Raw genomic sequence first — 25749 nt, forward strand, 5'->3', positions numbered from 1 at the left:
TACAGGCCGAACATAGCGAGCTACAGGCCGAACATAGCGAGCTACAGGCCGAACATAGCGAGCTACAGGCCGAACATAGCGAGCTACAGGCCGAACATAGCGAGCTACAGGCCGAACATAACGTACTTAGTGAACGCGCCAGCAAATCAGCGCACGCCCTCACGACCGCCAATGATGAAATCGAGCGATTGCGGATGCTGGTTAACACGCAAACTTGGCGTTTGAGTGTGTCTGATCAGGCGAAGGCGCACGCAGAGTCGGAGTTGGCGCTGATAAGACGCAGTCGTTCATGGCGTTTGACATATCCGTTGCGGGCGGCAAAACCGCTCATTCGCGCAGTCTGCGCGCGCACGGCACGAGTGCTGGTCAGATTGCCTGGCATTCGTCCGCTCACACGCCTCCTCCTCAACCATCGCCCCAGTTTCAAGCAGCGGCTTGTTATCCTGATGTACGGGTTGCCGTCAACACATGAGGCGTCGGCATCGAATGCGACGAATCAGGCACCTTTGGCCGGTAGCAGCGCAGATAGTGACGCAACATCGCATGAGTTTGCCAGTCCTTCGCGTTCAGCGAGCGAAGCGTTTGAATCGCTGAAGCGGTACCGTAAATCGAAAGAGAAAGCACGCTGAAGGCGTGCGCTGCCAGGGAAAAGTTTTATGCGTTTGGTGCTGGATCTGCAGGCTTGTCAGACTACTGGAAGCCGCTTTCGGGGAATCGGTCGCTATTCGATGGCTTTGACCAAGGCCATGATCAACCGTGCCCAAGCACATGAAATCTGGGTGGCGCTCAACGGTGCATTCCCTGATTCGATCGAGGCGGTAAGGAGTGATTTGCGGGACTTGATCCCGGCCGATCGCATTCGTGTCTGGGATGTGCCTGGCCCGGTGGCGGCCGGGAATGCCGCATGCGCCTGGCAGCGAAAGGCCGCCGAAGTGCTGCGAGAGGCATATTTGCATGATCTGAGGCCTGATCTGGTCCACATCAGCTCGCTTTTCGAGGGGCTGGTTGACGATGCGGTGACTAGCGTGGGGCATGGAGTGCTTTCGTCGCCCGCCGCCGTGACCTTGTTCGATTTGATTCCGCTGATCAATCAGGGCACGTATTTGTCGAACCCTGTCGTCAAGGATTGGTATTTCGACAAGGTGGCGTCGCTGCGCAAGGCAAAGTTATTGCTTGCGATATCGGAAAGCTCGCGGCAGGAGGCGATCGAACATCTGGGGATTCCTGCGGCGCACGTAGTCAACATTTCGTCGGCCGCGGACCCGATGTTCCGTCCCGTCCATGTTGCCCGTGATATCGAGGATGCGTTGCGCGCCAAGTTCGGCCTATCGCGGCCGTTCATCATGTACACGGGCGGCATCGACCATCGCAAGAACATCGAGGGGTTGATCCGTGCGTTTGCGATGCTGCCGGAAGGGGCCAGACGGGCCAATCAGCTGGCTATCGTATGCAAGGTACAGGACGAGGAGCGTGTCCGTCTGCATGGACTGGCTACCAAGTTTGGCCTGGGACCAGACGAGTTAATCATGAGCGGGTTCGTCTCCGATGATGAACTCGTGGCGTTGTGCAATCTTTGCCGACTGTTTGTCTTTCCATCCTGGCACGAGGGTTTCGGTCTTCCTGCGCTGGAGGCCATGGCCTGCGGCGCGCCGGTGATCGCCGCAAATACGTCCAGCCTGCCGGAGGTCGTTGGGCGAGCAGATGCGCTGTTCGACCCGCATCACGACGAGGCGATCGCGGAAGCCATGCAGCGAGTGCTCACCGATGACGATTTTCGACGTGACCTCGCGCGCCATGGCCCCGAGCGTGCCCGTCTTTTTTCTTGGGACGAGACCGCACGCCGCGCTTTGGATGCGATGGAGGCCACCGTTGCGTCCGGATCAAGCGCTAGGTCGTTCCCGGTAGCCCAGAGTGCGAACAAGCCTCGCCTGGCCTTCGTATCCCCGTTGCCGCCGGAACGCAGCGGTATTGCCAATTACAGTGCCGAGCTATTGCCGGCGCTTGCCAAGCATTACGAAATTGACGTTGTCAACGATCAGGCGACGCTGGCCGATCCATTGCTGGCTGACCGCTTTCCGATACGAAGCGTGGCATGGTTTGAAGAACATGCGTCTACCTATGAGCGGGTGATTTACCATTTCGGAAACTCGCCGTTTCACAGCCACATGTTCGGCCTGCTGCGCCGGATTCCCGGTGTGGTGGTACTGCACGATTTTTATCTTGGTCATATCCTTCGTTATCTCGAATCCACGAATGATGTGCCGCAGGGATGGTGGTCCGCTTTGTACGAGTCACATGGTTATCCGGCGTTGATCGAGCGCGCGGCATCCATGGATAGCGAGTCGCTTGCGACGAAATACCCATGCAGTTGGCGTACTCTCGTCGATGCTGATGGTGTCATCGTGCATTCCAGGTTCAGTGCGAACCTCGTGGAACAGTGGTATGGCTCTCGCTTGGCAGAGCGGGTGCGTCAAGTGCCGCTCATGCGTCAATGCGGTCCTGTGTCGATCCAAAGAGAAAACGCCCGTGCCCGGTTGGGGCTGCCCAAGAATGCATTTATCGTTGCCACCTTCGGCATTATCAGCCCTGCCAAACTGGTACACCGCCTACTGGATGCATGGAGGGTGTCCTGCTTCGCGGTGGAACAGGATTGCCTGCTCGTGCTGGCCGGTGAGACGAATGATCCGCAGTACATCATTCAGCTGAACGCGCGCATGCCGCTCACGGCATCGGCCGTCGAAGGGGGCGTGATCAAGACCGACTTTCTCGAACAGACGAAGTACCAGGACATGCTGGAGGCAGTGGATGTTGCGGTGCAGCTGCGAGCCGATACGCGTGGTGAAACTTCGGGGGCCGTGTTGGATTGCCTGGCGCACGGTATTCCCACCATCGTCAACGCGCATGGGGCAGTGACTGAACTGCCACATGATGTACTGTTGGTACTACCGGATGCTTTCAGTGATCAGGAGCTGGCGTTGGCGCTTGCGGCGTTGCGGAGCGATGCATCACTTCGTGATCGGCTGAGCCGGGCTGGGCGCGCTTATGTCGAACATAAGCTGGCCCCTGATCGCGTGGCTCAGTTGTATCGAGATGCCATTGAGACTTTTGTCGAATCCAGTCCGCGTCGGCGTCTGGATGAATTGGCCGAGGCCGTTGTCGAGGCAACCGTAGACGTGGATGCCTCCGATAGCCAGCTTGCGGGAGCTGCCCGGGTCATGGCTGCAGTCCGTCCGCTGGGCGGTCTGCAGCGCCAGCTGTTTGTGGATGTTTCCGTGCTGGTGCAAACGGATGCTCGGAGCGGTATTCAGCGAGTGGTACGTAGCGTGCTATCGGAACTACTCGCCAGACCACCCGCAGGTATGCGTATCGAACCAGTTTATACGGACGGTTCGGGTGCTTACCATTATGCACGCCGGTTTACAGCGCGGTTCCTCCACCTTCCTTTCGTTCCCCAACCTGATGCCGCGATCGAGGGAGCGCCTGGTGACACGTTTCTGGGTCTGGACCTGTCAGCGCACGTCATCCCGGGCATGACGGATTATTTTCGCTCGCTGCGGGATAACGGTGTCTCCATCCAGTTCATCCTGTACGACCTTTTGCCGGCCCTGCAGCCGCAGTGGTTTCCTGCCGATCTGGCGGAGCATCTGCAGCGCTGGTATGTCGCCATTGCGGAAGTGTCAGAGCGTGTCATTGCGATATCCGGGTCGGTGGCGAACGAGTATCGCGACTGGCTCGATGGTGCGCAGCCCGCGCGTCGGCAGCCGCTTCAGATCGGCTATTTCCATCTTGGTGCGGATATTGAATCGAGCGCCCCGACTCGAGGCATTGACGCCGCAACTCAGTTCGAGATCGACGCCATCGCCGGCCGACCGGCGTTCCTGATGGTAGGGACGGTCGAGCCTAGAAAAGGCCATGCCCAGGCGCTCGATGCGTTTGACCGGCTGTGGGCATCCGGTTCGGATGCGGTTCTGGTGATTGTCGGCAAACGTGGCTGGCGAATTGATGTCTTGGCCAACCGACTGAGCGAGCATCGTGAACGTGGGCGCCGCCTCTACTGGTTTGAAAATGTCAGTGACGATGCACTGGAATCGATCTACAGTCGATCCGCGTTGCTGTTGGCTTCATCCATGGGCGAGGGTTTCGGCCTACCCTTGATCGAGGCGGCCCGTCGCCACCTGCCGCTGCTGGTTCGGGACATCCCCGTATTTCGTGAGGTGGCTGGTTCCGGCGCCATGTATTTCCGCGCCGATTCCGCCGAGGAACTTGCCGGATCCATCCAGATAGCCTTGGATGACTGGCGCAAGGGTGAATTACCCGATCCAGGCCTGGTCAAGGCGCTGACCTGGAAGGAGAGTTCATCGCAATTGCTGGATGCATTTCGTGGAGAACGCGATGTCAGCTCATGGAATCCGGGCGAACGATTCTACTTTCCCGTGAACCATCCGGCACTTCATGCAGAGGTTGGTTCCGCTGCTAATGGTAGTCTGTCGGCAGATGGCGTGGCGGGGTACCTGTTTCACAGCCGTGAGCTTCAGCTCGGCAAAGGCACCTATGCACTGCGCATCCATGGCGAGATGGTCGCCTCATCCGAAGCGTATGTCGAAGCCGCCAGTGATCACGGCGGGCGAGTACGCTTGCATGCCAGGATTGCCGATATGGCGCCGATGGAAAATATGATTTGCGAATACCTGTTGACGCTCGATGGTGACGCGGAGAATTTCATTTTTCGCCTGTGGGTGGATGAGGATGCTCGATTGTCCGTCAGTACCCTGGAGATTTGCGTATTGGAACAGCCCAAGCTTCGGGCACTGGAAGCAGGGCACGCAAAGGGTTCATCGACAGCAGCAGTACCAGTACCCGGTGAAGGCGAGTCAAGTGCAGGCAGCTGGGGCCATCCAGTTGCAAAAGCGAAGGGTTCGGATACTTCTTGGCATTCCGGATCGCCACCTTGAAGAGGCGACTATAGGGCGCTCTGATGTATGGTCACTCGCTATGCGTGGAGTCCCTGCTTGCTGTGGCATCAGTGGTGCGTCGTAAACAACCGGGAACCTGCGCAGGATAGTGCGCAGGCTGACTACTAAAGGACTTCCTTTGGAGGTCCCGGTAAGATATTCACTTAATCGATTTTGAGATGTATTGAATGAAAACAGCATTGATCACCGGCATTACCGGTCAGGATGGCGCTTATCTCGCGCAGTTGCTCCTGGACAAGGGCTACCGCGTCTACGGCACCTACCGTCGTACCAGTTCGGTCAATTTCTGGCGTATTGAAGAGCTTGGCATCGACCAGCACCCCAATCTGTCGTTGATGGAGTACGACCTCACCGATCTCGGATCGAGCATCCGACTGATCGAGACGACCGGTGTGGCTGAGGTCTACAACCTCGCGGCACAAAGCTTCGTGGGTGTTTCCTTCGACCAGCCAATTACCACCGGCCACATCACCGGCATCGGTGCGGTACACATGCTTGAAGCCATCCGCACGGTAAATCGCAATATTCGTTTCTATCAGGCGTCGACTTCGGAGATGTTCGGCAAGGTGCAGGCTGTGCCGCAGATCGAAACTACGCCGTTCTATCCGCGTAGCCCGTATGGCGTGGCCAAGCTTTACGCGCACTGGATGACAGTCAACTATCGTGAGTCCTACGGCATCTTCGGCAGCAGCGGCATCCTGTTCAATCATGAATCGCCCCTGCGCGGTCGCGAATTCGTGACGCGCAAGATTACCGATGCAGTAGCCAAAATCACCTTGGGCAAACTTGATGTGCTGGAGCTGGGCAACCTGGATGCCAAGCGTGACTGGGGCTATGCGAAGGAATACGTGGAAGGGATGTGGCGCATGCTACAGGTGGACGAGCCGGACACTTACGTATTGGCAACCAACCGTACGGAAACCGTGCGTGATTTCGTGAGCATGGCATTCAAGGCTGCCAGCATCGACATCGAGTGGAAGGGTGAGGGTGAGGCTGAGCGCGGTGTGGATGCTGCCAGCGGAACAGTCCGCGTGCGCATCAATCCACGCTTCTACCGTCCGGCGGAAGTGGAATTGCTGATCGGCGATCCCGCCAAGGCACGTAGCAAGCTGGGTTGGGAGCCGAAAACCACACTGGAAGAGCTTTGTCGCATGATGGTAGTTGCCGATATCAGCCGCAACGAGCGCGGAGCATCGTTCTGACGTGGGTCGACCACGTGCATTGCTGACCGGTCGTAACGGGTTCACGGGGCGGTATGTGGCCCGCGAGCTTGAGGCTGCCGGGTACGAGGTCGTTGGGCTGAGCGACCGTCAAGACCCCGCGGATATGGGTTCGATTACCGCTAACCTGCTCGATCGCGAAGCAGTGCATGCAGCGGTTGCCGCGGTGCAGCCGGATGTGGTGCTGCATCTGGCAGCGATTTCATTCGTTGCCTATGGCGATGTGGACGAGATCTATCGCGTGAATGTTGTCGGCACGCGCAACCTGCTTGATGCCCTGGCGTCTGCGCCGAAGTCGCCACAATTGGTGGTGCTGGCGAGCAGCGCCAACGTCTACGGAAATACGGATGTCGAGCCGATCACTGAGGCTACGCCGCTGACGCCGGAAAATGACTATGCGGTGAGCAAGTGCGCCATGGAATACATGGCGCGACTGTGGATAGGCAAGTTGCCCATCGTCATCACCCGGCCATTCAACTACACCGGCGTAGGGCAATCCGAGCAGTTCCTGATTCCGAAGATAGTGGCCCACTTCCGTCGCGGTGAACGAGTCATCGAACTTGGCAATACGCAAGTAGTGCGGGATTTTGGTGATGTGCGTGATGTGGCCGCGATATATGCGAGCCTGATTCGATCGAGGCCTGTCAATAAGGTTTTCAACATCTGCACGGGTGTCGGTCACTCCCTTGGCGATGTGCTGGATATGATGTGCGAGATCGCGGGTTACAGAATGGAAGTTCGCGTGAATCCACAGTTTGTACGGGCGAACGAGGTGGCTCGACTGGTCGGCTCTAATGCCGGTATTCACGGTGTGCTGGGAATGGTTACAGCCAGATCCTTGCGTGAAACGTTGGCATGGATGTATGCCGGCGATTGATCGTGAGCAGCGTATATGGTGGGAGTTCGAGGTGTGTCATGTGTGGGTTTTGCATTGATTAAAGGGGGTGGTATGGGGCGGACAGTTGGGGAGGCCAATGGCTTGGTCGATCGCGGGCTTGAAGGGGTCGTTGTCTGGGTGCTGCTTGCCAGTGGGCTTGGTTTGGCGGCTACGCTCGCGCATCACTTTCTCGCGCCGCAGGTATGCATCGCCTCCGCCCTCCTCACAGGCATCTATGCATGGAGCACTCGGGGGCGCAGATCCTCAAGTTTGCTGGCTGGCGTAAAGCCGAAGCACATGATCCTACTGATCCTGGTCTGCCTGTTTTTCAGGTTGCCGGCTTTCAACCATGTGCAAGGTGGGCAGGATGAGGGGCTGTACGTCAACATGGCCAACTACATCGAGCGTACCGGAAGTCTCGACATATGGGACACGCCGCTTGAGCAGCTAAAGGGTACGCCTTTCGTCGAACGTTATCTTGCTGAGAACCGTCACTTGAGCACAGATCCCGCATCTCTAAATGCGGGATCCTACGTGGGTGGCGTCTACTCTCGTAGTCCCACTGGGGACGACCTCTATTTCCAGTTTTACCATTTATTCCCGATATGGATGGCACTTGCTGCTGGAGTCTTCGGCAGTACATTAGCAGTGTATGCACTGACGTTGTTTGCACTGCTTTCCGTGGTGTTCATGTACTGTTTGACGTTGGTACTGACTGGATCATCGCGTACCGCATTGATTGCGGGATTGCTGCTGGCACTTAATCCACTGCATGCCTTTTTTTCGAAATTTCCGGTCACTGAGGTGCCTGCATTGGCATTCTCATTGATAGGTTTCACCTATCTCGCATTGTTCTGGCGCGCCGAGGAGGGCTCGCGCCACAGGCGCTGGCTGCTGCTGTCCATGCTCAGCTTCGGCGCCTTGTTTATGACACGCATCAGCGGGTTCATGTGCGTTCCGTTCTTGATCGTCGTGGCGGTGGTGAGTGCCGCCAATGATGCGGATCGCATGCGCCGAAATTACATGCAGCTCTGGGTGCTGGGTGTGGTAGCACTCTATGCCGTTTCGGTGTCCTATGGATTGCGCTGGTCGTATCAGTACGCAGTGGATATATATCGTGGTTCCTTCGGACGTATCTTCCCTTCTCACTGGCAGGGCGGTGTGGTTGCTCTGGTAGCGGTGGTGCTGATCATCTGGTTTGGTCTGGTCGCCCTGGCGCAAACTAGCATGCGCCCCCGTATCGACAAGCTCATCGTCGTACCATTGCGTCGTGCCATCGCGCCGATTGTCCTGATCAGTCTTGTGTTGGGAATTTACAAGATCTATCAACTGGGCTGGACAACTCACTATCAAGGCGATGTCTGGCTGGATACGCAGTGGGGGCTTGCAGGCAGCCATTGGTGGGCGGTGAAGGCCAGCAGTCTGGTGGCACTATTCGTCTACACAGGGCCACTGCTGCCATTGGCATTTCTTGGTCTTGCCTTGCGGCGCCAGAATGAGCCGCGTATTGAATTTCTACGGTTGTTCGTGGCAGGTTTTTTTGTCTATATAGTGCTGTTGCAATGGACAGTGCCCTATGGGCCTTACTATGCGCGTTATCTGCTCAGCGAGGCCGTTCCGTACATGTTGTTGTTCACCGTGGTGGCATGGGCGTGCATGCCAAAGAACGGTATGCGCAGTGTCCTGAGTGCGATTCTAGCCATCACTCTGATCTACAGCCTTACGGCAACGGCAAGTCAGTTGGGAAAGAATGAAAGCGAGGGGGAATACCAGTCCCTGACGAAGTTGCTGGCACCCGTCGACAGCGGCGACATCGTTCTGCTCGATACGCTGGGGGCTGGCATGCCGGGCAACAATGAGCTCAAAACGCCGATTGTGTATACCTTTGGCCTTAGTGCAGTCACTGTCAGCCGGGCCAGCCTTGCCGATCATGCATATGTTGCTGCATTGAATGCGCACTACGATGACGTATTCCTGATCTCGCCGTCTGCTGTAGCTCCTGATGGCTATGAATCGTTGGGCAGCACCCGGTTCCAGGATAAGGCATATGAGTGGGGTCACTCTTTTCCGCATCAGTTGTTCATGCGCGAGGATGCGCGCCTGTTCCTCTACCGTTTGGTCAGGCTGAGCCTGGTCAGGCCGGTTTTTCCGCTTGGGCAACCGGAAAGCTTCAAGACACCCGGGGCATGGAACGAGTGGCTGACGAGTGGCTGGAGCGATCCGGAAGCCGGCGGCGTATGGAGTAGTGGGACACATGCCGAGATCACCATTGACCCGCGGGAGCTATCGCACGTCGTGCAAGGCATTCGCCTGAATTTCGAGGTGTATGGCCTGGTGGCGGCAGGGCACACACGCCAGCGGATTCAGGTAAGTGTCAACGGTGCGGCCGTCGAAACGCATGAGGTGGTTTATCCGAACAACCAGATGCAATTCAATGTCGCGATCCCGGCTGTTGATATGAGTTCATCAAACGGAATTCATATTGCATTCGACCTTCCCGATGCCGTAACCCCGCACTCTATCGGCATGAACAACGATCGGCGCATGCTGGGTATCCAACTAGAAACGTTGACAGCATCGCCGATCGATCCAGCTGGTCAGCAGCCTTCACCGATCGTCAGCGAGACTGCTGCACCGGTTGCACCTGAGATACATAAATTCTATTGAGAACCTATACATGCTCAAGTGTTTCAAGGCGTACGACATACGCGGTCGTGTACCCGATGACCTCAATGAGGACATCGCCTATCGGATTGGCCGCGCCTATGCTGAAATTCTGAAACCGCGCGATGTTGTGGTCGGCCAAGATGTGCGCCTCGACAGCCCGACGCTTGCAGCGGCGCTAACGCGCGGTATCAACGATGGCGGCGCCAATGTCATCGACATAGGCTTGTGCGGGACCGAAGAGGTCTATTTCCAGACCGCGCATCGTCGTGTCGGTGGCGGCATCATGGTGACCGCTAGCCATAATCCCATGGACTACAACGGCATGAAGCTGGTGCGCGAAGACGCGCGGCCGGTCAGCGGGGACACCGGGCTCAGGGACATCGAGGTGTTGGCTGAGTCAGGCGATTTCGCGCCATCGGGCCGAATCGGCTCCGTCCGGTTTGATAATGACAAATCAGCTTATATCGCGCATCTGCTCACCTATATCGACCGTGCAGCCCTGCGTCCGCTCAAGATTGTCGTCAACGCCGGCAATGGCGGTGCCGGTCTGGTGATCGACGAGCTTGCACCGTACCTGCCGTTCGAGTTCATTCGTATCCATCATGAGCCGGACGGCAGTTTTCCGCATGGCATACCCAATCCGTTGCTACCGGAGAATCGTGCTGCGACGGCCCAGGCTGTGCGTGAATCCGGTGCGGACATCGGCATTGCCTGGGATGGTGATTTCGATCGTTGCTTCTTCTTTGACGTTGAAGGCCGCTTCATCGAAGGGTATTACTTGGTCGGCCTGCTTGCCGCCCAATTGCTGGCCAAGAATCACGGTGGCCGGATCATCCACGATCCGCGCTTGACCTGGAACACCATCGAGATGGTGCACGAGGCAGACGGTGTGCCGGTGCTGGGCAAAACCGGTCACGCGTTCATCAAGGAGCGCATGCGTATCGAAGACGCCGTTTACGGTGGCGAAATGAGCGCGCACCATTACTTCCGCGATTTTGCGTATTGTGACTCGGGGATGATCCCGTGGCTGCTGATTGCCGAGCGTATCTGCCGCACCGGAAACCCGTTGGCCGAGATGGTCGAGTCGCGTATGCAGGCCTATCCTTGCAGTGGTGAGATCAATTTTCGGGTGAATGATGCCGCCGTCACGCTGGACCGCATCCTTGCCCACTACGCAGCAGACTCTCCGATCATCGATCGAACCGACGGTTTGAGCCTTGAATTCCCGGCATGGCGTTTCAATGTGCGCTCGTCCAACACAGAGCCACTGTTGAGGCTCAATGTGGAGACCCGTGGCGACATGTCATTGCTCCAGGATAAGACTGATGAGTTACGTCGGCTGATCTGTGCATGAGGTCATCTGCGATAAATATGCGGTAAGTTTTCGACAAGGGCTCGTCGGACAAGTGCTTGACGCGTTGATTTGGAGCCGACGTCTCCCCCAATTCGAGTAGTCCGAAGCTTTAGAGCCCGATCCCATGAGTTGAGAAGATCGGACGTGAAGAAGCGTTTTCGGTAAGAACAGATTACTGGCTCCCTTAGGGAAGCGGAAGCCGACTTGGCGGTGAAGGTGCTGTGCCGGAGGTACGGCTTCTCCGAGGCGAGTTACTACCTATGACGCAGCAAATTCGGCAGCATGATCGTACTCGATGCCAAGCATCTGCGTGAGCTGAAGACGGAAAGCACGCGACTGAAGAAGCTGTTAGCTGAGTCGATCCTGGAGATCGAGGGTTGCGAAAAAAGTGGTGACCGCATTGGCACGACGACTGCTGGTGCGGTAGATGATCACCCGAGGATTGAGCGAACGGCATGCGTTATGCGTATTGCTCATAAGCGTCAGCACCCGACTGCAACGTGTCGTTGCGCGAACGTATTATGGCCTTGGCGGCCCATCGGCTCGTCGTTACGGAGCTGGGATGATCTACCTGAAGCTGCGTCAGCCGGGTCTGGTGGTCAATCACAAGCGGGTTGACCGGCTCTATGCCCCGGCAAAGCTGCAGGTGCGTCGCCGCAAGCGGAAGAAGGTGTCTGTGTCCAAACGTCAGTCACTGGTTCGGCCGCATGCCGCCAATGAGGTGTGCTCGATGGACTTCGTCTTGGATCAGACGGCAGAAGGCCATGCTATCAAATGCGCTTGACCATCGTCGACGACGCCACGCACGAATCAGTCGCCATCGTGTCGGAACGAGCGATCGGCGGGTACCCACTCCCCATCCTGGATCAGCTTTGCGTGATACGGCGCCTGCCCAAAGTGATCCGCACCGCAACGGTAAGAAGTTCTGCGGTCGCGCGATACTGACTTGGGCGCACGAGCGCGGTGTCATGTTACGCGTGATCGAGCCGGGTAAGCCTAACCAGAACGCGTATGTCGATTCGTTCAACGGTCACCTGCGTGATCAATGTCTGAACGAGCAATGGTTCACCAGCATGGCTCACGCCAAGCTTGCCATCGAAAATATAACGAGGAACGACCGAAGAAGAGTCTTGGCGGCCTGACACCTGCTATCTACGCGACTACAACTGGACGCCGGATTCTAAAGCCGACCGCTATTCAGGGCAGGGACGTAGGTTTGGTCCCGTATACATTGGACGATCAGCTAAACTAAAAAGCTAGCATCTGCGAATTTGAAGAATGGTGGTGTCGAAAATACCCTGTTCCAGCAGTAAACATGCAGAGCTGGAAGCTTCAAACACTAGCCGTAGGCGCGAAATTCACATTTCTAGAGAATCTCAAGGACACATGAATATGGCGAAACTGCATTCCGCCGAACAATCCTGTGACACAGGTACACTGCGCATAGCCGTATTGATTCCTTGCTACAACGAAGAAATTGCTGTCGCGCAAGTCGTGGTCGATTTTCGGCGGGCGCTGCCCCAGGCAGCCATCCACGTGTTCGACAATAATTCCAGCGATGAAACCGTATCGCGCGCCTTGGCTGCTGGTGCCTTTGTGTCGAATGTCCCGTTCCGCGGAAAAGGAAATGTCATCCGTCGAATGTTCGCCGACATCGATGCGGATATCTATGTCATGGCCGATGGCGACGCCACATATCATGCGCCTAGCGCAAATGCTCTCATTGACAAGCTGATTCGCGAACAGCTAGATATGGTGGTTGGTACCCGCCAGCATGAGATGAAAGAAGCTTACCGCTCCGGCCACGAGCTCGGTAACAAGCTATTGACTGGCTGCGTGGTTAGCATATTCGGCGGAACGTTTACCGACATGCTCTCAGGCTATCGAGTGTTTTCGAGGCGCTACGTAAAGTCATTTCCTGCGCTTGCTCATGGATTCGAAACAGAAACCGAACTCACCGTGCACGCACTAGAGCTGCGTATGCCATACGGCGAGATGGTCACGCCATATGGTGCGCGGCTGACAGGATCCGCAAGCAAACTAAGTACGTACAAGGATGGCGTTCGGATATTGAAGACAATTATTCGGTTGTACGCTACCGAGCGCCCTCTTATGTTCTATTCGTTCTTCTCGCTGCTATCAATTCTTATCAGTGTGATTTTGGCGACACCACTCGCTATAACCTATGCCGAAACAGGTTTGGTGCCTAGATTTCCGACTGCAATTTTGTCTACGGGCCTTTTTCTAGTCAGTGCTACTTCGTTTGTCGCAGGCTTGATACTCGAGGCTACGACGCTTAGTCGCAGAGAATTTAAGCGGCTTTCCTATTTGGCGATTCCTACAACTGACAGTCTCGCCAAAAGTGATAGTTGCAGAAATATTCGCTGATGTTCCCGTCAAAACTTCATTAAAATATTAACAAAATCCACCTAAGAAAATTAAACTATAACTTATGGAAAATAAAACAAGAAATATGGAATTTCCGTTACGTCCGACGGAACAAAAGTGGTTGAGTAGACCTGTTCTCATAGCCACTGTGATCATTGGCATAATAACGGCTTGGCTGATTTTAAGATCTTTTGGCTACCAACCGGTAGTCATGTCGGACGAGCAGCGTTTTAGTACCTACTCCAGGCTGCTCCCGCTATCGGACGCAAGCGTACCTTCTTACCTTTTTTATTTTATTTACGGAATAACCAATAAATGCGGTCGAGATTTTCTTGATTGTGGACGATTACTTAATATTTTCTTTTTCTGTCTTAGTAGTGTTCCGATCTATGCAATATCTAGGTACTGGCTAACAAAAAAGGTTTCCGCATATGTTGTAGTTCTATCGCTTATGGCTCCAGCTGGTTACTACGCCATTTATTACATGCCAGAGATGCTTTACTACTGCAGCTTTTGGATGACAGCCTGGATAATATTGCGCGAGGGACGGGGAACGACCAGCTTGGTCGGAGCGTGTATTTCAGGAATCGCTATTGGCTTGCTTTCACTAATAAAGCCACACGCGTTTTTTCTACTCCCAGCTTATGTCATTTTTAAGTCATTTTTATATATTTCCTATCGCAATAATGTCTCTTTTATACGGGCAATTATGCATCTGGCCGGCGCGTTTTTTGCTGTGGCCGCCGTTAGGTTCGGACTCGGCTATATTCTTGCGGGGCCAGCGGGGACTGATCTAATTGGAAGTATGTATGGCACAGTTGCACACAAATCGACTCAAGGTGCGCCCTTGCACGCTGCACTGGCTATTCTGCACGTGCTCAAAGGTCACATATTAGGCATCTTGATACTCTTTGCCATGCCCATTGCCGCCTCAAGCATGGCAATTAGCAATCCGGGAACAACAAATAGCTACGATTCACGGAAAGCAATACTACTGGTTGCTTGTATCTTGTTGACAATGTTACTGGTTACGGCTGCTTATACAGCCGAAGTCAATGGAATGAATAAGTATGAAAGTATTGAGCGCCTGCATATGCGCTACTACTTCTTTCTATTTCCATTTTTCACTATTTTTGCCGCGCTCTATAACGGTAATAACAGTCTGCGCCCAAAAAATTGGCAGAAAATTTTAATTGCCTGCTTGATCGGAGTGACGCTTTATGCTGGTTTTGACGGACTTAAGGGGTATACCCCTTTTGCAGTCGATTCACCTGATCTGTGGGCAATTTCAACGACTCGGGTCAACCTCCATCTCTTTACTTTGTTGCAAGCGTTTTCACTGATTATTCTTCTAATAAAGCCAGCGAATTCGTCGAAATTCTTCATCTATATTTTCTTGCCTCTTACACTTATAGTGACTGCAGTTCAGTTTCCAAAAGTCTTGAATCATTACAAAACTCCGAGTCCGGCAGATCAGGCGGGCATGATGTTTGATCTCGCGATTGGGTCGACGATGCCAGTTGCAATTATTGGTGATGATGATTCTGATGCAACTCGCACAATTTTCCATTTGAGTAATAAGGATATTGAGAAATATTTGATTCCGAACGATACTTTGATTTCATATGCCTTTCTACCAAAAAGAATCCATTGGATTATTAATTTGGGTCAAAATCCACTTTCACCCGACATTAATGGGCAATTGTTCTTTTCCGCTCCAGGGTACAGCATTTGGCATGTAGACAGAGGAATTTGGGATATCGATTTCTCTGACCCGGTATTGCCGAGCGTCAAAGAGATACGGGGCGTATCCGGTGCAGAAGGCTTTGGGAGGTGGTCTGATCAAAAACAGGTGGTGATAAATTTCACCGTGGCGATCCCAAGTGATGTCAAATTAGAACTTACAGCAGGCGCTTTTGCAAAAAATATAGACCAACCATTTGATATAAAAATTGGTAATCAACATCAAATTTTTAAGATAAAACAAGAAGTATCTGTGTTCACGGCCGATTTTAAAAAAATCGAACCTGGTACACATGAAATTACTATTACAGTGCCAGATGCAATCTCTCCTAAAGACCTGGGCATGAGCAAAGATCCTCGCAAGCTTGGTGCTTCCTTGGTGCATCTCAGTCTAGCGCCCATCGGCAGAAATTAATTTGTCGATTTTCCGTAAACTCGCTCCTGCATAATCATGAGGTCTTTGGGTAAATGAAGTCGTTCCGATTTCGGACACGTTGGAACTAGCAATGAGTCTGTAGTGGAGCACCTCGAAAAGCCCGTTATCATCGCGTAACGTGAACTCATCGCTCCGTAAGCCCGAGAGCACTGCATGATCAGCCTGTTTGTTGGAGAAGAACGTAACGTTAAGCGTGATCGTCTGGATCATCCGCTGCAGGTGCTTGATCGACGCATCGACTTTGCGGTGCTGGCCAAGGCGGTGAGCGCGAAGTTGGTAAAGATTTCAGTCTCGTTGGTGCTCGATATGCTGAAGTCGCAGGTTGATGCGCTCCAGCAGCTTCCGGTTGGTAGCGATGAGATCGCCAATGACTCCCATCATGAAAAGGAGCAGGCCCGCAATGATGCACAGGGCGCAGAAGATCACGGATTGCACGTGACCCTCGCCGTTGTCTTCGAACAGGTACCACAGGAAGCGCGCGCCGGTAATCACGCCGGCAAGCGTGAAGATCGCACCGAAAAAAGCAAAGAACTTGAGCGGCTTGTAGATCACGAACACGCGAAGAATGGTAACCAGCGAACGTTGTACGTAGCTGGAGATGCTCTTTACCAGTCGTGATGGCCGCAGGTCAGCATTGGTGCGGATGGGAACCGAGACAACCCGCATATTGCTCTGGCCAGCCTGGATGATTGTTTCGAGGGTGTAGGTGTAAGCATTGAATACATTGAGTCGCATCGCCGCTTCGCGTGAAATGGCGCGGAACCCACTGGGTGCGTCGGCTACATCCGTTCGGCTCGCGACGCGTACAGCCCAGCTACCCAGATGCTGCAGCTTCTTCTTGATCCATGAAAAATGCTCAGTCTCACTGATGGGGCGCGCGCCAATCACGATTTCAGCATCGCCAGCAAGGATCGGCATGGTCAATGCCGGAATATCCGCACCATTGTATTGATTGTCCGCATCGGTATTGATAATGACATCCGCACCAAGCCTCAGGCAGGCGTCGATACCGGTCATGAACGCTTCGGCCAGACCACGGTTCACCGGATGCCGGACAACGTGGTGCACGCCGTTCCGACGAGCGACTTCAGCGGTATTGTCTGTCGAGCCATCATCGATGATCAGCCATTCGACTGTGCTGAAGCCATCGACCTCGCGTGGGAGTTCCGCGAGAGCGATGGCCAGGGTATCGGCTTCGTTGAGGCAGGGGATCTGGATGATGAGCTTCATTTCATTTATCTCTCTACTGTCCAGAGGCGAAGAGTTTTAGACATTTCTCGATGCGGTCCCGTGTCAAACACGATTCTTTAGTTATTGCCCTGTGTACTTAATGCAAATTATGCCGTTCGAGGAGCTTGCCTGAATTTACGCATGAATTTCTGTGGCCAAGCATCGAAAGCTGGTCGTGCTATCTCGAGTATCAACGGTGGAACTACTCTAGTCGTTGACCATTGATAATGGTTTATCGTCTGAGCTATACCACTTTTTGCGGTTCATGACCCTGCAGACACATCACGTCTGCGCCACCTTCCGATCGCGATGCTTCCCCAGATGAAATTGAGAAGGTCGCCCAGAGTGGTCGATACACGTAGCAGCAGGATCAGCACCACGATGCTTGCCGCGGGCATGGAGCCGACCAGCCATTGACTCAACATGGCTTCCCGGATGCCAAGTCCTGCTGGCGCACCTGGAGCGAGGAAACCGAGGATCCAGCTGCAGGCGAATGCTCCTGTGAGGAATGCAACACTCGGGGTGGTTGTGCCTGAGTCCGGAAGTACCCGGGCAACCAGCCACAGGCCAGCCCCGACCAGCATGAAGTTGATCAGGTAGGTGGCATAGCATTTGCCGATCGAAAACCAGTCAAGCCGCAGTTTCGGCGGCACGTAATCATGCTGGCCCCGTTGGGTGGCGCGATAGTGCGCAATCCTCAATGACAAATGTGGAACGATCAGCAGCACAAGGACCGCGGCGATGCTGATCGCGATCAGCAGTGGCACGCGATAGTGGGCCAGCGGCCAGATGGAGAGGTAGCTAGGCGGCGCCCAGATCAATGCGAGTGCACTGATATGTCCACATGCCACGGCCGTCAAAAGAGTTTCATAGGCCATCGAAAAAACGGTGGCTGGAAGTGCCACACCATATGCACGGGCGAGACCGATGCGGCCGATGTGTTGTGCCACATTTCCCGGCAGATATTTCCCGAATTGGGTCGTCGCAAGAATCGCAATCAGACGGCTGGATTTCGCGTCCTGTCCAAGTGATCGAAGCAGCCACGTCCAGGCCATGCCGGTGGTTGGTATCAGCAAGGCATACAGAAGGCTCAATGCTGCGGTTGAAAGCAATACTCGGGCATCGAGCAGGGCGGCAATATTCTGACCATCCAATGCCCTATAGGCATGCATCACGAAGTAGGCGCTCGCGACGATCGCGAGCAAGATGCCGAATGGGCGCAGCAGATGTCTGATCACCGGGCTCGCGCGCGCAGCAGATAACCGTTGCCGAGCGGCAGCGCTGAAGTCATCGCCTGGGCCATCAATGCACCATGCATGGCCATTCTTCCAGGGAGTGAACGCATGAGCGGAAACCATTTCATGACGTGATCGCGATCGACGCCACTACGATCGCTATTGGCCTGATATCCGAGATCGCGCTGTTCGGCGGACAATCTGCGCTTGATGCCATGAGCCTGCATGCGCTCAGTGAGGTTTCCCAATGGAAAACCAATGCATTCGATGCGCTCGATCTCGAGGCCGGCATCCGATACCACACGCATCAGTGCCTGTCGGGTGTAGCGCCGATAATGCCCTGCCCAGACATCCGCCGCGTTCCATAACCGTGGATGTGCGGGCACGGAGATGAGCATGGTGCCTCCCGATGAAAGCCACGATGCCCATTCCCGCATCGCAGCAACATCGTCCTCGATATGTTCCAGCACCTCGAAGGCCATCACCAGAGGAAAGCGACCTCGCCATGCTTCGGATGAGGTTTCATGAAGATCGATGGCATACCCGGCCTTTCCAGCAAGTCGCTGAATCAGCATACGTGCCTGGACCGAGCTTTCGAGCGCGCTGCATTGAAAGCCGCGAGCGGCCAATTCCTGCAGCAGCATGCCGGCACCACAGCCGATCTCCATGACCTTGCAAGGTGCCAGTTCCTGCAGTTGCCGGAGAATGCGCTGCCGCCTGAGCACATAGCGAGGCGCCGGTACCCAGCCTTCTTCGGGAGCCGATGGACCAAACAGTGGCATGACTTCCATGGGATCAGCCTTCCAGATCGAATGTGTGATTCAGCAGTGCAATGCATTGCCTGCCAATCGCGTGCGAGTCAACTTTCCTCTCGAGCGATGCATGACAGCGAGACATCTCCGGTACGCGGTGCATGGCGAAGTCCCTGATGGCATCGGCCAGCGCTTCGGCGTCGTGCGGGGGTATCAGATAACTGCATGGTGGGGTATTCGTCAACAATTCACGTATGCCGGGTGAGTCTCTTGTAATCACGGGGCGCCCCATCGCGACGATCTGGAAGACCTTGTTTGGAATCACGCAGGCGGCTTTTTCGGATGTACCGAAAATCCCGAGACATATATCAGCGTCTGCAATCCGTTTCGGCAATTCGGCATAGTCGACCCATGCATCCCATTGCAGTCGACTCAACGGATCTTCGCGAAGCATGACCTCGATCAGTGGCGCTTCCTGGCCACGGCCGATCAGTTGCCAGTGCACAGGTTCGTCGCGCATCAGCCGGGCAGCGAGGATGATCGTCTCGATCCCATGCAGCGGAATGAACTGCCCATAGAACAGCACGATGAGCTGCTCTCCCGGCAGGGCTGATTTTTCGCTGGGGTGAAAGTGCGTGGCTTCCGCACCGACCCATACCGAGCCGATAGTGCCGCGTTCGATCCGGAACAAATTTTCAACGCGCTCGGCGTGAGCCCTTGTATCGAGAAAGACGAGATCCGCGCGACGTAGCGCAAAACCTTCGAGCGCATGCAACACCCGGGCTGGCAGCCGATGCGGGCGCAGCAGCTTTCGATCTTCGACGACGGTGTCGTATATCGACATGAACATGTCCCATGCCAGCGGGATGCCACGTATGCGCGCAATCGGCGCCACCAGCAGCACGTCCAGCACGCCCGGGAATCCCACCATGAGGACATCCGGGCGCGTGACGCGACAAAGTAGCCAGAGCAGTCGCGGGTAACAAAAAAGCCAGCGCGCCAGCAGACACAGTTTGCGGGTCACGCCCCGAACTTGGGATTTATCTTCTATGCCACGCCAGAGATCGGAATGGATTTCATCCACCGTGACGCCGTTCGACCGCAAGCCATCCCGAAGCAGACGGGTACGCGGTTTCCCGACGTCATAGGTTCCCCAATAAAGGATGCGCACGCTTTATCGCGACATGGCGGATGAGTCCCCGAATCAGCCGAGCGTCTGTTCCAGCTCCGGAATGATCTTGAACAGATCCCCTACCAGGCCGATGTCGGCAATCTCGAAGATCGGCGCCTCGCCATCCTTGTTGATGGCGACGATGGTGCCGGCGTCCTTGATGCCGGTGAGGTGCTGGATGGCGCCGGAGATGCCGATAGCCATGTACAACGCCGGGGCGATGATCTTGCCGGTCTGACCGACCTGCATTTCGTTCGGTACGTAGCCCGCGTCGACGGCGGCGCGAGAGGCACCCACGGCGGCACCGATCTTGTCGGCGAACTTGTAGATGATCTCGAAGTTTTCCTTCGACCCAACGCCGCGGCCGCCGGAAACGACCTTGCCGGCGCTCTGCAGGTCAGGACGGTCGCTGCTGCCTTGTTTCAGTTCGATGAAGCGTGTATGCGTTGGCAGGGTGACGTCCAAGGTCAGCGCTTCGATCGGCGCGCTGTTGGAGCCGCTGTTGGCGGCCGGCCACGACGCGGTGCGGATGGTGGCGACCACGGCATGATCGGCATTCGCCTCGACCGTGATGATGGCGTTGCCGGCGTAAATCGGCCGCTTGAAGGTGTGGCTGGCTTCGACGCTCATCACGTCGCTGACCTGGGCGACGCCAAGCAGCGCGGCGACGCGCGGGGCGACGTCCTTGCCGAAGGTGGTGGATGGTGCGAATACGTGGCTGTAGCCGTCGGCGGCCTTGGCGATCTGCGGCGCCAGCACGGCAGCGAGCGGGTGCGCATTTTCCGCACGGGCGACGGTGAGCACCCGGCTCACGCCCTCGATCATCGCCGCATCGGCGGCGATGGCGTCAACGCTGTCGCCGAGCACCAGTACGTCGATGGCTTCGGGCTTCACGGCTATTGCTGCGCTCACGGCGCGTGCCGTGGAAGGGTTGAGTTTGCCGTCCAGATGTTCGGCGATAACAAGAATCTTGCTCATGGGAAATCTCCGGGATTTCTATGTAGATGTCGGGCGGCTGGAAGTCAGAGCGCTGCTTAGAGCAGACCTTTCTGCTTCAGCACCGCGACGAGTTCGGCCGCATCCTTCACCATCACGCCCTTGCTGCGTTTGGCGGGCGCGGCGTAGTGCGTGGTCTTCAGATGATCGTGAGCTTCAACGCCCAGCGACGCGAATTCGATGCTGTCGATCGGTTTGGACTTCGCCTTCATGATGTCGGGTAGCTTGATGAAGCGCGGCTCGTTGAGTCGCAGGTCGGTGGTGATCACTGCCGGCAGTTCGGCCTCGATCACTTCCAGGCCGGCATCGACTTCGCGAGTAACCGTGACTTTGCCAGTGGCACCGCTCTCAATAGATACGTCGATCTTGCCGGCGAAGGTCGCCTGCGGACGGTCCCACAAGGCCGCCAGCATCTGGCCGGTCTGGTTGGCGTCGTCATCGATTGCCTGCTTGCCTACGATAAACAGCCCCGGCTGCTCTTTTTCGATCAGCTTCAGAAACACTCGCGCTGCAGTCAGTGGCTGCACGGCATCGGTGGTGACGACGTGGATGGCGCGATTGGCACCCATGGCCAGGCCGTTGCGCAGGTGCGCGGTGAGATCGGCTGGGCCGATACCGACCACGATCACTTCTTCGGCGACACCTTTCTCGCGCAGGCGCAGTGCTTCTTCCAGCGCAATGTCGTCGAACGGGTTGGCCGACAATTTGACGCCATCGGTGACCACGCCGCTGCCATCGGACTTGACCTGAATACGTACGTTGTAATCCACGACGCGCTTGTAGCCGACCAGAATTTTCATCAACGATTCCTTTTATTTACGGTATCCGCGAGGTGCCTGCGGCGATCAGACAATGGACTATTCTAACCGGAGCTGGAGCCGGAGCCAGATGGGCTCTGTTCTTATTGGATATCACGTTGGATATCACGGGATTCAGATGGCCACCGGGGCGTTTCAGTATGATGCGCGAACGGGGTGTGAAACAGGCACAAAATACCCATCGGGTATTGTCATGAGTCATTCTGAGCGATATATGACGCGCTGAGCAGATCGGTGCTGTGGCGCGATGGCTTGGCGCAGGGTTCCTCTTATCAAACAACGTAGTAACGATGACGCAACCACGCCTTTCCATTGTGATGTGCACATATAACGGAGCCATCTACCTCCAGCCTCAGCTCGACAGTTTGCTGATACAGACGTGCCTGCCGGATGAAATCGTGATCAGCGATGACGGTTCCTCCGATGCCAGCATGGACATGTTGCAGACATTTGCCGAACAGGCTCGTCATCTGGGTGTGGAGATACGCCTGCTGCAGAACGCACAAAATATAGGTTGTGTGGAAAATTTTTCTTTGGCCATGCGGCAGGCCAGTGGTGACGTATTGTTTCTTTGTGATCAGGATGATGTCTGGCGTATCGACAAGCTGGCGGTAATGGCGGCGCGTTTCAGCAGCGACCCGTCTTTGTTATTGCTGCATACCGACGCACGCCTGGTGAATGCCAAGGGTGTTTCCCTGCCTTACTCGCTGTTCGATGCGTTGCAGATGACTCCGGAAGATAAACAGGCCATCCACAGTGGTCGTGCGTTCGAGGTTGCCCTGCGTCGGAGCTTTGCCACCGGTGCTACGACGGCCCTGCGTCGCGAGTTGGTTGAGATGGCGTTACCTGTGGCGCCGGGATGGATTCACGACGAATGGCTGACCGTGGTGGTGGCGGCATCGGGTCGGATGGACTTCATCGACGAGCCGCTTATCGACTATCGCCAGCATGCCGGTAACCAGATCGGCATGCGAAAACGCAATCTGGCGAAAAAATGGCATGACTTGGTCCGTTCGCGTGGACGGCTGCTGCGCGCCGAAGCGAAACGATTGAGGCGGCTAGAGCGCTTCCTGGCAAAAGACGGATCGGAGATGGGGAGCGAACGGGCGGCGCAGGTCAGACACAAACGGGCACATGTGGAACGGCGCGTGGCAATCGGGCGACTGCCGCGTTGTCAACGTGTACTGCCCATCCTGCGAGAAGTCCGGGCGGGTCTTTATCGGACTTATGGAGTCGATGGGCGCTCCGCGCTGCGGGATATGCTGCGACGTGGGTAATTATTCTGCCATGACGGTCTGTGCGGTGATCGTCAGTTATCAGCCGGAGCTGCAGTCCCTGCAGCAGCTGGTCAGTGCCGTTGCACCGCAGGTCGGCGCGGTGGTGCTGGTCGACAATGCCAGCAATGGTGTCTGGCAACAGGCATTGAGCCAGACTTTGGCCGCCTGTCGCGGAGCGCTCCTGCGACAGCCGTGCAATGTGGGGCTGGCGGCGGCACAGAATGCGGGCATAGACTGGGCACGCTCGCAGGGCTTTCAGCATGTCCTGCTGCTGGACCAGGACAGCGAGCCGGGTGAAGGGATGGTGGTGGCATTGCTGATGGCGCTACAGAACCTTTCCTGCGAGAACCTAGTCGGTGCAGTCGGGCCACGCTTTCATGATCGACGCGAGGATCGGGATGCGCCGTTTGTGCGCATCGGTTTTCCACGCAGTCAAAAGCTGTGGTGCGAAAGCGATAAGCAATCCATCGCCTGTGATTTTCTTATCAGCTCGGGTGCGCTGATTCCGATTGAAGTGCTTGATCGCGTCGGTGCGATGGATGCCGGGCTGTTTATCGACAACGTCGATATGGAGTGGAGTTTTCGCGCCCGGGCCAAAGGCTATGCGCTGTATGGCGTATGTTCGGCCACCATGCATCATCACTTGGGCGATGATCGTCGTGCGCTGCCGTTTGGCGTGGGGAAAATCGTGGTGCACGGGCCGTCGCGACTGTATTACATGATGCGTAATCGACTGCGGCTGTACGGTATGCGGCACACGCCATGGGTGTGGATTGCACAGGATGTACCGCGCGTGCTGGTGAAGCTGTTTCTATTTGGCGTGCTGATCGGACCGCGGTGGCGCAATCTGCGCTTCATGTTGCGCGGACTTTTGGATGGCTTGCGTGGTCGGCAGGGTGCGTGTCCTGCCGACCTGCTGCGCTGACGAATCTAATGCCTTGTCGCATTGATCCCGATGTGGCTGCAGCCACTACATGTTCTGGTAATTCGGCCCCGAGCCGCCTTCCGGCGTGACCCAGTTGATGATCTGGTACGGGTCCTTGATGTCGCAGGTCTTGCAATGCACGCAGTTGGCGGCGTTGATCTGCAGGCGTTTGCCCGCAGCATCGTCCACGATTTCATAGACGCTGGCCGGGCAGAAGCGCGTGCAGGGGTTGCCGTATTCCTCGGCGCACTGGGTGACACATATGGAAGTGTCGGACACATGCAGGTGGATCGGCTGATCCTCGTCGTGCTCGGTCGCAGCGAAGTAGACGCCCGCCAGACGATCACGCGGCGCCAGCGTTCGTTGCACGTAGTCGCGCTTTGGCTCTTCCTGCGCACCGAGCTTGTGGAGTGAAGACCAGTCGGCCTTGTTCTTCAGCGTCCACGGCGAGGCACCGTTAAGCACGGTTTCCCATGCGGCATTCATCAGACCGAACCACAGTCCCTTCTTGAAGGCGGGTTTGATGTTGCGGACTTTCTTCAGCTCGGCCATCACGTCAGAGGCGCGCAGCTTGGCATTGAAGCCGGCCGATTTCAGATCGTTCGCGACCAGATGCTCGGCGGCCAGCATGCCGCTCTTGATCGCCTGGTGTGTGCCTTTCACTTTAGGCACGTTGAGCAGGCCTGCGGTATCGCCGATCAGCAACGCGCCAGGCATCTCAACGTTTGGCAACGACTGGTAGCCACCGGTGACGATGGCGCGCGCGCCGGCGGACAGAATTTCGCCGCCGTCCAGCAGTGGCTTCAGCGAAGGATGGTTCTTCCACTGCTGGAACGCTTCCCACGGTTTGTAATCGGGGTCGCTGTAGTCGAGTCCGCTTACATAGCCGAGGGCTACGCGATCGCCATCCAGGTGGTAGATGAAGCTGCCGCCGTAGGTATGGCTGTCTGCAGGCCAACCGAAGCTGTGCACGATCTTGCCCGATGTGCCACGGCCGGCAGGCAGCTGCCACAGCTCCTTGATGCCGATGGAATAACCCTGTGGATCCTTGCCCTTGTCCAGTTCGAAGCGTTTGATCAGTTGTTTGGTCAGGCTGCCACGTGCGCCTTCGGCAAGCACGGTGACCTTGGCCTTGATATCGATACCTTGCGTGTACCCGGTCTTGTGCGAACCGTCCTTGGCCACGCCCATGTCGCCGATGCTGACACCGGCGACCGAGCCGTCCTGATTGAAAATGGTATCGGCAGCAGCAAAGCCGGGAAATACGTCTACGCCCAGCGCTTCGGCCTGTGGCGCCAGCCACGCGCACAGCGCGCCCAGCGACACGATGAAGTTGCCGTGGTTGCGCATGCCCGGCGGCACCGGCAGCTTGCGGCCGCCTTCCTTGCTGAGTAGCCAGAACTCGTCCTCACCGGCTGGCACGCAGATCGGCGGCGGGTTATCGCGCCATCCTGGCAGCAATGCATCCAGCGGTTGCGGCTCGATCACCGCGCCGGAAAGAATCTGTGCGCCGATGGTGGAGGCCTTCTCGATCACGCAGACGGTGATCTCCGGTTTGAGCTGTTTCAGGCGGATCGCGAACGACAGGCCGGCTGGCCCGGCACCGACGACGATCACGTCGTATTCCATCGTCTCGCGCTCGCTCATGGTTGGCTCCGTTTTTAAAAGAATTTCTACAAGAATGAGC

General features: G+C 56.1%; 18 protein-coding genes and 1 pseudogene. 11 read left to right on the forward strand and 8 right to left on the reverse strand.

Going from position 1 to position 25749, the window contains the following annotated elements; translation table 11 throughout:
- Positions 1 to 629: hypothetical protein (locus tag HDE80_RS22010; protein ID WP_221437379.1), on the forward strand; the 629-nt coding region annotated here is incomplete at its 5' end.
- A gap of 891 nt (positions 630 to 1520) precedes the next feature.
- Here the strand turns inward: HDE80_RS22010 and HDE80_RS22085 are convergent.
- Positions 1521 to 1796 (reverse strand): hypothetical protein, encoded by a 276-nt coding sequence (locus HDE80_RS22085; protein WP_255483520.1) that lies wholly within the window; start codon positions 1794 to 1796, stop codon positions 1521 to 1523.
- Between the two features lie 150 nt (positions 1797 to 1946).
- Between HDE80_RS22085 and HDE80_RS22090 the strand changes: the two genes are divergently transcribed.
- The 8 genes and pseudogenes from HDE80_RS22090 (at position 1947) to HDE80_RS01140 (ending at position 15637) form a co-directional block, all read left to right on the forward strand.
- Complete coding sequence (locus HDE80_RS22090; protein ID WP_304625684.1) at positions 1947 to 4952, forward strand: glycosyltransferase; 3006 nt, start codon at positions 1947 to 1949, stop codon at positions 4950 to 4952.
- 188 nt (positions 4953 to 5140) lie between these two features.
- Entirely contained in the window at positions 5141 to 6175 is a 1035-nt protein-coding gene (gene gmd, locus HDE80_RS01110; RefSeq protein ID WP_184667036.1) for a GDP-mannose 4,6-dehydratase, read from the forward strand.
- 1 nt (position 6176) lies between these two features.
- Entirely contained in the window at positions 6177 to 7070 is an 894-nt protein-coding gene (locus HDE80_RS01115) for an NAD-dependent epimerase/dehydratase family protein (protein ID WP_184667038.1), read from the forward strand.
- Positions 7071 to 7112: 42 nt separating this feature from the next.
- Positions 7113 to 9737 carry a phospholipid carrier-dependent glycosyltransferase gene (locus HDE80_RS01120; protein WP_184667047.1) on the forward strand — a complete coding sequence of 875 codons (2625 nt, stop codon included), beginning with the start codon at positions 7113 to 7115 and terminating at the stop codon, positions 9735 to 9737.
- 10 nt (positions 9738 to 9747) lie between these two features.
- Positions 9748 to 11091, forward strand: coding sequence for a phosphomannomutase (locus tag HDE80_RS01125; RefSeq protein WP_184667048.1), 1344 nt, complete (start codon positions 9748 to 9750; stop codon positions 11089 to 11091).
- A gap of 171 nt (positions 11092 to 11262) precedes the next feature.
- Positions 11263 to 12343, forward strand: a pseudogene (locus HDE80_RS01130) (IS3 family transposase).
- Positions 12344 to 12483: 140 nt separating this feature from the next.
- Positions 12484 to 13479, forward strand: a complete 996-nt coding sequence (locus HDE80_RS01135; RefSeq protein ID WP_184667050.1) for a glycosyltransferase family 2 protein — start codon at positions 12484 to 12486, stop codon at positions 13477 to 13479.
- Between the two features lie 64 nt (positions 13480 to 13543).
- Positions 13544 to 15637 carry a hypothetical protein gene (locus HDE80_RS01140; RefSeq protein WP_184667052.1) on the forward strand — a complete coding sequence of 698 codons (2094 nt, stop codon included), beginning with the start codon at positions 13544 to 13546 and terminating at the stop codon, positions 15635 to 15637.
- A gap of 306 nt (positions 15638 to 15943) precedes the next feature.
- On the opposite strand, the gene HDE80_RS01145 is transcribed toward HDE80_RS01140, so the two are convergent.
- From HDE80_RS01145 to HDE80_RS01170, 6 genes are all read right to left on the reverse strand, one after another.
- Positions 15944 to 16888 (reverse strand): glycosyltransferase family 2 protein, encoded by a 945-nt coding sequence (locus HDE80_RS01145; protein ID WP_184667054.1) that lies wholly within the window; start codon positions 16886 to 16888, stop codon positions 15944 to 15946.
- A 263-nt stretch (positions 16889 to 17151) separates the two neighbouring features.
- Positions 17152 to 18126: a lysylphosphatidylglycerol synthase domain-containing protein gene (locus HDE80_RS01150; RefSeq protein WP_184667056.1), complete on the reverse strand. Its 975-nt coding sequence runs from the start codon at positions 18124 to 18126 to the stop codon at positions 17152 to 17154.
- On the reverse strand, positions 18123 to 18914 hold the full coding sequence (locus tag HDE80_RS01155) for a class I SAM-dependent methyltransferase (protein WP_184667058.1): 792 nt from the start codon (positions 18912 to 18914) through the stop codon (positions 18123 to 18125). Before HDE80_RS01155 ends, HDE80_RS01150 begins: the two co-directional genes overlap by 4 nt.
- Before the next feature lie 4 nt (positions 18915 to 18918).
- Entirely contained in the window at positions 18919 to 20046 is a 1128-nt protein-coding gene (locus tag HDE80_RS01160; RefSeq protein WP_345776390.1) for a glycosyltransferase, read from the reverse strand.
- Between the two features lie 33 nt (positions 20047 to 20079).
- On the reverse strand, positions 20080 to 21024 hold the full coding sequence (locus HDE80_RS01165; protein WP_184667076.1) for an FAD-binding protein: 945 nt from the start codon (positions 21022 to 21024) through the stop codon (positions 20080 to 20082).
- 56 nt (positions 21025 to 21080) lie between these two features.
- Complete coding sequence (locus HDE80_RS01170; RefSeq protein WP_184667078.1) at positions 21081 to 21842, reverse strand: electron transfer flavoprotein subunit beta/FixA family protein; 762 nt, start codon at positions 21840 to 21842, stop codon at positions 21081 to 21083.
- Positions 21843 to 22150: 308 nt separating this feature from the next.
- Between HDE80_RS01170 and HDE80_RS01175 the strand changes: the two genes are divergently transcribed.
- Together HDE80_RS01175 and HDE80_RS01180 are read left to right on the forward strand one after the other, a co-directional pair.
- Positions 22151 to 23137: a glycosyltransferase family 2 protein gene (locus HDE80_RS01175; RefSeq protein WP_184667080.1), complete on the forward strand. Its 987-nt coding sequence runs from the start codon at positions 22151 to 22153 to the stop codon at positions 23135 to 23137.
- Positions 23130 to 24062, forward strand: a complete 933-nt coding sequence (locus tag HDE80_RS01180) for a glycosyltransferase family 2 protein (RefSeq protein WP_345776391.1) — start codon at positions 23130 to 23132, stop codon at positions 24060 to 24062. Before HDE80_RS01175 ends, HDE80_RS01180 begins: the two co-directional genes overlap by 8 nt.
- Before the next feature lie 45 nt (positions 24063 to 24107).
- Here the strand turns inward: HDE80_RS01180 and HDE80_RS01185 are convergent, their stop codons facing one another.
- Complete coding sequence (locus HDE80_RS01185) at positions 24108 to 25709, reverse strand: electron transfer flavoprotein-ubiquinone oxidoreductase (protein WP_184667082.1); 1602 nt, start codon at positions 25707 to 25709, stop codon at positions 24108 to 24110.
- Between the last annotated feature and the right edge of the window lie 40 nt (positions 25710 to 25749).

It is taken from the genome of Rhodanobacter sp. A1T4, assembly GCF_014207185.1.
GTDB lineage: Bacteria > Pseudomonadota > Gammaproteobacteria > Xanthomonadales > Rhodanobacteraceae > Rhodanobacter.